Here is a 2,171-nt window from a genome sequence, read left to right on the forward strand (position 1 = left end):
CCCAGACGCAGGCGGCGTGAAAGGCCCCGTCCAGGGGAAAGCCGGAACCCAGCGGCCCCGGATAGGCGTCGGCATGGGCAGGTGCCCGGACCCGGGCCAGGGCGCCGTCGGCAGAGATCACCAGGGGCCGGCAAATGGAGCGAAACCTCGGGCCGAAGGGCACCAGCTCGCGATAGATCACCTCGGGATCGACATTCGTGCAGATTCCCTCCATGGCGGCCAACAAATCCAGGGGCATGGGAGGCAGGGGAGCGACGGTACCGCCGAAACAAAGTTCGGCGTGGGTGACACTGCGGCGGATGCGCGCCGCCCCGACGGTGACATTGCTGGTCAGGGCCGTTTGGACGCCGCCGTCTTCTTGGTCGGTGGTTTCACAGCGGGTTTCCACGCTGTCGCGGTCCGGCGCGATGGCGAGAAACTTGGGGAAACGGGCGTTGCTGATCGTATGCACATCCAGAGTGGGCCGGTCGGCGCGCATCCGTGCGGCTAGGATCTGCATGGCCTCCACGGCCGGCAGCACCGGCCGCCCCTGAAAATGGTGGTCCGGCCAGGACGATTGGACACCAAGGGTCAGCGCCTGGGTGGCAGTGGCTGTTATGCGGGGAAGATCTCCCATAGGCGCACGGTTTTCTCATCGATGCCCACCGGTATGCCTGCCGCGTTGACGGCGCAATGGCGGGTGAACCCGGTGCAGACCAGCTCGCCGCTTTCCGCGTGGGTGATCACGTAATCGAATTGCAGCTTGACCCGCTGGCGTTCGCCGGGCCGGGTGAAGATGTACATGGCATCGTCGTAGTAAAGGGGCCGGAAGTAGTCCAGACCGGTGGCGATGATCGGATAGGTGAAGCCGCTCTCCTCGATCTCCCGGTAGGGATAGGCGGCCTCGCGCATCAGCGAGGCCCGGCCGAACTCGAAGTAGCGCAGGTAGTTGGCATGGTAGACCACCTGGGAGCGGTCCGTGTCGGCATACAGGGTGCGCAGTTCGCAGCGGTGCCAGGAAAGGCCGCTGGTGGCGTCGCGGAAGAATGCAGCCTTTTCGTCGATGGCCTGGGGGATGAACGGTTTGGGCCGCATCTCACACTCCCCTGAAAACGACACAGCAGTTTGTGCCGCCGAAGCCGAAGGCGTTGGACAAGAACACCCGGTGGGGGTGGCGCCGGGCCTGGTTGGGCACCAGGTCGATGTCGGCGAAATCGGGATCGGGGATATGGTTCACCGTGGGCAGGACGATCCCCTGGTGCATGGCCTCGATGCTTAGGGCGGCCTCGATGGCCGCCGCCGCGCCCAGCGTGTGGCCGATCTGGGATTTGTTGGACGACACCGGAATCCGGGCCAGGTCCGCACCGAACACCTCCCGCAGGCTTTCGATCTCGACCTTGTCGCCCTTGGATGTGGAGGTGCCGTGGGCGTTGATGTATTCAATATCCTCGGGTCGCAGTTCGGCATCCTCGATGGCCTGGCCGATGGCCTGCACGATGGTGCCACGGTTGGGCAGGGTGAAGTGGTGGGCATCCGAGGTCCAGCCCACCCCCAGAACCTCGGCCCGGGGCGTCAGATGGTGTTTGACCACCTGATCCTCACTGGCCAGGACGATGACCCCGCCACCCTCGGCCAGGACGATGCCGCGGCGATCGATGCTGAAGGGGCGCGACGCTGGGTGGGGTCGGAGAAGGCGCGGTCACCGGGCTCGACCTTGATCGTCGCCCACATGTTGGCGAATCCCTGGATGATTTCGGGGATCAGGCAGGTCTCCACACCCCCGGCGAGGACGAAATCGCAGTCGCCGTCGCGGATCATGCGTGCACCGATGCCGATGGCGTGGTTGCCCGATGCGCAGGCGCCCTGGGGCGAGAAGATCGGGCCGGTGAAACCCAACTGCATGCCGGCCTTGCCCGCCGGCAGGTTGGCGCACAGGTTGGGCAAAAGATAGGGACTGACCTTGAGCGGTCCCTTGGTGGTGTAATTTTCAAAGGCGATGCGCAGGGCGTCGCTGCCGTTCAAGGCCGAGCCCACCAGGCAGGCCGTGCGCGGGCCGGTTTGGGCGTCCATTGTCAGACCGGCATGCACCAGGGCGCGGATGCACAGGGTCATGGTGAGAAACACGTAGTCGGCGTTCCAGTTGTACTGCTCCTTGCGGTCGAAATACCCCAGCGCCGCCGGATCCCAGTCGG

Annotated in this window: 4 protein-coding genes; all 4 read right to left on the reverse strand. The window is 65.3% G+C overall.

Annotated elements, in window-relative coordinates; all coding sequences use genetic code 11:
- Nucleotides 1–616, reverse strand: a 616-nt coding sequence (locus JCM12296_RS34290) for a hotdog family protein (protein WP_054702592.1), incomplete at its 3' end; no start/stop codon positions are given.
- Nucleotides 595–1,074: an acyl-CoA thioesterase gene (locus JCM12296_RS34295; RefSeq protein ID WP_054702595.1), complete on the reverse strand. Its 480-nt coding sequence runs from the start codon at nt 1,072–1,074 to the stop codon at nt 595–597. The genes JCM12296_RS34290 and JCM12296_RS34295, both read right to left, overlap by 22 nt.
- 1 nt (nt 1,075) lies before the next feature.
- Nucleotides 1,076–1,570 carry a beta-ketoacyl-[acyl-carrier-protein] synthase family protein gene (locus tag JCM12296_RS46710; protein ID WP_054702599.1) on the reverse strand — a complete coding sequence of 165 codons (495 nt, stop codon included), beginning with the start codon at nt 1,568–1,570 and terminating at the stop codon, nt 1,076–1,078.
- On the reverse strand, nt 1,552–2,171 hold a 620-nt coding region (locus JCM12296_RS46715), incomplete at its 5' end, for a beta-ketoacyl synthase N-terminal-like domain-containing protein (RefSeq protein WP_281492266.1). The genes JCM12296_RS46715 and JCM12296_RS46710, both read right to left, overlap by 19 nt.

Source organism: Desulfosarcina cetonica JCM 12296, assembly GCF_001311845.1.
Lineage (GTDB): Bacteria > Desulfobacterota > Desulfobacteria > Desulfobacterales > Desulfosarcinaceae > Desulfosarcina > Desulfosarcina cetonica.

Coding starts and splice junctions, on each gene's coding strand:
- JCM12296_RS34295 (WP_054702595.1), bottom strand. CDS start 1,074: ATGCGGCCCAAACCGTTCATCCCCCAGGCCATCGACGAAAAGGCTGCA.